The 5,380-nt window shown below is 42.0% G+C and carries 4 protein-coding genes and 1 pseudogene; 4 read left to right on the top strand and 1 reads right to left on the bottom strand.

The window, feature by feature from the left end:
* Window positions 1–268 precede the first annotated feature (268 nt).
* Window positions 269–1,363, top strand: a complete 1,095-nt coding sequence (locus AC058W_RS01635; RefSeq protein WP_118609548.1) for a DUF362 domain-containing protein — start codon at window positions 269–271, stop codon at window positions 1,361–1,363.
* Between the two features lie 39 nt (window positions 1,364–1,402).
* Here AC058W_RS01635 and AC058W_RS01630 read toward each other — a convergent pair whose 3' ends face one another.
* Complete coding sequence (locus tag AC058W_RS01630; RefSeq protein ID WP_118246950.1) at window positions 1,403–1,990, bottom strand: cytidylate kinase-like family protein; 588 nt, start codon at window positions 1,988–1,990, stop codon at window positions 1,403–1,405.
* A 729-nt stretch (window positions 1,991–2,719) separates the two neighbouring features.
* On the opposite strand from AC058W_RS01630, the gene AC058W_RS01625 reads away from it, so the two are divergent.
* From AC058W_RS01625 to AC058W_RS01615, 3 genes and pseudogenes are all read left to right on the top strand, one after another.
* On the top strand, window positions 2,720–3,538 hold the full coding sequence (locus AC058W_RS01625) for an FAD binding domain-containing protein (RefSeq protein WP_118246949.1): 819 nt from the start codon (window positions 2,720–2,722) through the stop codon (window positions 3,536–3,538).
* Window positions 3,528–3,995 (top strand): (2Fe-2S)-binding protein, encoded by a 468-nt coding sequence (locus tag AC058W_RS01620; RefSeq protein WP_479389625.1) that lies wholly within the window; start codon window positions 3,528–3,530, stop codon window positions 3,993–3,995. The genes AC058W_RS01625 and AC058W_RS01620 overlap by 11 nt, the downstream gene beginning before the upstream one ends.
* Window position 3,996: 1 nt before the next feature.
* Window positions 3,997–5,380: pseudogene (locus AC058W_RS01615) on the top strand (xanthine dehydrogenase family protein molybdopterin-binding subunit); the annotation flags it as partial.

The raw sequence follows: 5,380 nt of genomic DNA, 5'->3' as shown, positions 1-5,380 counted from the left end.
CCATGCACCAATGCAAAGATGCGTCGTCCGAAAGTATTTCCATTGCAAAGAAGCTTATTGGAATGGAAGAGAATCTGCGGGATGATATGCAGAAATATTTGTAAAACTATTTGTAAAATGAAATGCTGTCAGTTACAGAATAAGTTTGTAACTGATGGCATTTTTATTTGTGGTGTGTGGTGAGTGGCGGATTATTGCAGGTCAGGAATAGTTGTGATACAATGCACAAGAGAAATTACACAATTTACATAGAAAAAAGGACAACACAATGAATAAAAATGAAATCTATATAAAAAGTGGTACCCAATACAAAGAAATGACAAAAGAACTCCTTGCGCAATGTGACCTTGTATCTCAGATAACAGATAAGAAAATACAGATCGGCATCAAACCAAATCTTGTATCACCATCTGAAGCCTCCTGGGGAGCTACCACACATTCGGAGATCGTGGCGGGAATTATCGAATATCTGCAGGAGAATGGATATGAGAATATTGCAATTCTGGAAGGTTCCTGGGTAGGAGATAAGACGAAAGAGAGTTACGAGGTATGTGGTTATCAGGAACTTTCAGAGAAATATCAGGTGCCTTTCTGGGATATGCAGGAGGACAAGGGAATAGAGTATGACTGTAAAGGTGTGAAATTAAATGTCTGTGAACGAGTAGAGAACATTGATTTCCTGATTAACGTTCCGGTACTGAAAGGACACTGTCAGACAAAAATAACCTGTGCATTAAAAAATATGAAAGGCTTGATTCCAAACACCGAGAAACGCAGATTCCATGCAATGGGACTGCATAAGCCAATCGCACATCTCAATGCCGGAATTCATCAGGACTTTATCGTTGTCGACAATATCTGTGGAGATCTGGATTTCGAGGATGGTGGAAACCCGGTAGTGATGAATCGAATCTGGGCAGGAATGGACCCGGTGCTGATTGATTCCTATGTTTGTCAGGTCATGCACTATGAGACAAAAGATGTTCCTTATATCGGACTGGCAGAAGAATTGGGAGTTGGAAGTACAGATCTGAAAAATGCTCACATCATCTATTGTGAGGAATCTGCCCGAAAGGAACTGCCGAAATCCCGAAAGGTAGTAGAACTTCAGGATGCTGTAGAAGAAGTAGAATCCTGCAGTGCCTGCTATGGATACCTTATCCCTGCACTGGAAATGCTCAAAAATGATGGGCTTTTTGAAAAACTGGATACAAAGATCTGTATTGGGCAGGGTTACCGTGGCAAAACAGGAAAACTGGGCGTTGGTGCCTGCACCTGCAAATTTGAACACAATGTAAACGGATGCCCGCCTACAGAAAATCAGATCTATGATTTCCTGAAACAATATATTCTGAACAAATAAAAAACAGGTTCGTTTACGAACCTGTTTTTTATTTGCAATCTATAATGCCATCTTAATCATCTTAACGATCGTATCCTGGTCAAATTTGCTACTGTCAAATGCCAGATGATACTGGGAAATATCTTTCCATTTCTTATCAGTGAAATATTCATAATAAGTACGGCGTTCTTTATCAACTTTCTTAACGAGTTTCTGAGCACTCTTTTCTTCCCGTCCGGTACGCTCAATGATAGTCTGTACACGATAATCAAATGGCGCATGGATAAATACGCTCAGGCATTTATTATCAAGAATATAATTTGCGCATCGTCCGACAATTACGCAGTCCTCCTTCTCCGCTGCATCCAGAATAATCTTGCGCTGAAGATCAAAGAGAACATCATTCATCGGAACGAAGTGGAAATCGCTGTCCATCTGAAGTTCATGATCGATAGGAAAACGCCACTGACTGCCGCGTTTCTCATCAACTTTGGCAAGCACATCAAAAGGAATATTCTCTTTCTGAGCTGCAATATCGATCAGTTCTTTGTCATAAAAAGCAAATCCAAGTTCTTCTGCCAGAGCCTTACCGATCAGACGGCCATTACTGCCGAGCATTCTGTTTATTGTAATCACGCGTTTACTCATAATCAAAACCTCCTTATGACATCCCTGTTACTGTTATCTTATGATACCTGAGCCAAAGCTCCCATAATCCTGATATCGTATCACCTGTCAATAGTAACAAGTCTTTTATTTGTTAACATTATAACACTAATGTCAGAAAAATACCAGTAAAATACATAAAAAAACAAAAATAATACAAGAAAATTTATATATACTACACAAAAACAAACAGACCTTTACGAAAGATATTGTTATATCTGAGTGAAATAGAAAGTCACATTCTGAACACATCTTTTTCACCCGGATTTCACAGGCATCTCAAAATTTGCACATATTTTCCAGATAATATTTGGCTATCAGGTCAAAACAAATGGAGGGAAAGAAGAAATCAAAGAACCTGAAGAGCAGATCAGTGATAGTCCTCTGGTAATTCCTGCTATTTTTTTGCTGCTTTTTTGGACAAATTTATCAATAGACGTGGATATTTTGCGTATGATAAAATTAAGTTGGAAAATTTATTTATAAGATAGTGGTTATTTATAGATTTTTTCTTTAAGTTATGTTATTATACTTAATTGGCTGTCTGGCAGATGCCGACAGACGTTTACGGATTGTGCATAAATGTCCGTAAATATACTGCTGTTTAACAGACTCAGGAGAACAATGCGCAGAGTCTGGAAACCTGAAGAAACAGCAGTCCGTAACTCTTATGATAAATGATAAGTATGGAAGAAAGGGATACAATACATAATGCTGAAAATCAAAAGCTATGTAAAGGTAAACAGTCTGGCAGAGGCTTATGAGCTGAACCAGAAAAAAACAGCCCGTGTTCTTGGCGGAATGGTCTGGATGAAGATGGGCAACAGAGCAGTATCTACAGCAATCGATCTCTCCGGTCTGGGACTGGATACGATCTCTGAGGATGATGATGAATTCGTGATTGGCTGCATGACTCCGCTTCGTGACCTGGAGACAAATGAGGCTCTGAACACCTACACACATGGAGCTATGAAAGAAAGCCTTTGCCATATTGTGGGAGTACAGTTTCGAAACTGTGCCACTGTTGGAGGAAGCATTTATGGAAGATTTGGTTTCTCAGATGTTCTGACCATGTTCCTTGGAATGGACACATGGGTAGAATTATATGATGCAGGCCGCATTCCACTGACTGAATTTGTAAACATGAAGAAAGATAATGACATCCTTGTGAATATTATTGTGCGCAAAGAGCCGCTTCTTACCTGTTATTTAAGCCAAAGAAACACGAAGACAGATTTCCCGGTACTGACCTGTACTGCTTCAGTGATCGGAGATGAGGCAAGAACAGTAATCGGTGCCAGACCTGCACGAGCCATGGTCGTAGAGGATAAGAAACAGATTCTTAAAAATTTTAAAAACATGACAAAGAAGCAGAAAGCGCAGGCAATCGAAGAATTTGCCGAATATGCGGCCGAGAATGTTCCGACGGCAGGCAATATGCGAGGATCAGAAGAATATAGAAGTCTTCTTGTAAAAGTACTGACAAGAAGAGCCTGGGAAGCAGTAGGAGGGATGAAGAATGAATATTAATTTCTGGCTTAACGGGGTAAGCCGCCATGCGGAGATCTATCCTGACACACTGCTGATTGATTTTTTGAGAGAGCAGGGATGTTACAGCGTAAAGAGAGGGTGCGAGACAGCAAACTGTGGTCTGTGTACAGTTTTGGTAAACGGACGTCCGGTACTCTCCTGCAGTACACTTGCAGCCCGCGTTGAGGGAAAGAAGATTGTCACACTGGAAGGAATGCAGAGGGAAGCGAAAGAGTTTGGAAGTTTCCTGGCGAATGAAGGTGCGGAACAATGTGGCTTCTGTAATCCTGGATTTATTATGAATGTGTTTGCAATGTTAAATGAGATCAAAGAACCGACAGAGGAACAGATCAAAGAGTATCTTGCCGGAAATTTATGCAGATGTTCCGGTTTCGTTTCTCAGACAAAGAGTATCCTGAAATTCCTGAAATATAAGAAAGCACAGGAGGAAGCATAAGATGAAATATGTAAATCAACCTGTACGAAAAACAGATGCGATGTCATTGGTGACAGGAAAGCCTGTTTATACAGATGATCTGGCACCAAAGGACTGTCTGATCGTCAAAGTTCTAAGAAGCCCTCATGCCAATGCGTGGGTAGAAGACATTAAAACTGGTACGGCAGAGAAAGTAGCAGGCATCGCCTGTGTCCTTACCTATAAAGATGTGCCGAAAAAGCGTTTCACTCTTGCCGGTCAGACTGCTCCGGAAATGAGTCCGGATGACAGATTTGATCCTTGACCGCCATGTCCGTTTCGTGGGAGATGCGGTTGCTATCGTAGCCGGTGAGACTGAGGAAGCAGTAGATAAGGCACTAAAGAGAATCCGTGTGGATTATCGTGTGGAAGCCCCTGTTCTTGACATTCACAAAGCGAAAGATAACCCGATCCTTGTCCATCCGGAGGAAGACTGGAAACTGAAAATTCCGCTTGGCGGAGATAATAAGAGAAATCTATGTGCCTCTGCGGTGGAAGAGCATGGAAACGTAGATGAGGTTCTTTCCAAATGTAAATATACAGTTGAGCGTACTTACCATACAAAAGCAAATCAGCAGACAATGATGGAGACTTTCCGTACCGCCTGCTATCTGGACCATTTTGGGAGACTGATCGTGTTGTCTTCTACACAGATTCCTTTCCATGTAAGAAGAATCGTAGGAAGAGCACTCGACATTCCGGCTTCCAAAGTCCGCGTGATCAAGCCGCGAATTGGAGGAGGCTTTGGTGCGAAACAGACATCTGTCAGCGAGATTTATCCGGCAATCGTTACATGGAAAACCGGCCGTCCATCTAAGATGATTTTCTCCAGATATGAATCCATGATCTGTTCTTCTCCACGTCATGAGATGGAGATCACAGTACGTGCCGGGGCAGATGAGAATGGTATCATCAAGGCAATCGATGTCTATACCTTATCCAATACAGGCGCATATGGCGAACACAGTTCTACAACGGTAGGACTTAGTGGGCATAAATCAATCGGTCTTTACAGACATACAGAAGCGTACAAGTTTGCCTTTGATGTTGTATATACAAATATACAGGCAGCAGGAGCTTATCGTGGTTATGGTGCTACCCAGGGTATTTTTGCGGTAGAGTCTGCGGTAAATGAACTTGCACATCAGATGGGAATGGATCCTGTTAAAATCAAGGAACTGAATATGCCGGTAGAAGGTGGCCCTCTTCCGGGTTATCCGGATGTGCCATATGCACAGAGCTGTGCAATGGATCGCTGTATGGCACGTGCCAAAGAGATGATGGACTGGGATGCAAAATACCCACGCCGCGATATGGGTAATGGCAAAGTCCGTGGAATTGGTGTTGCCATGGCAATGCAGGGGTCT

Source organism: Blautia sp. CGZ-1-C1, from assembly GCF_056504575.1.
This window is presented reverse-complemented; position numbering and strand designations above follow the sequence as displayed.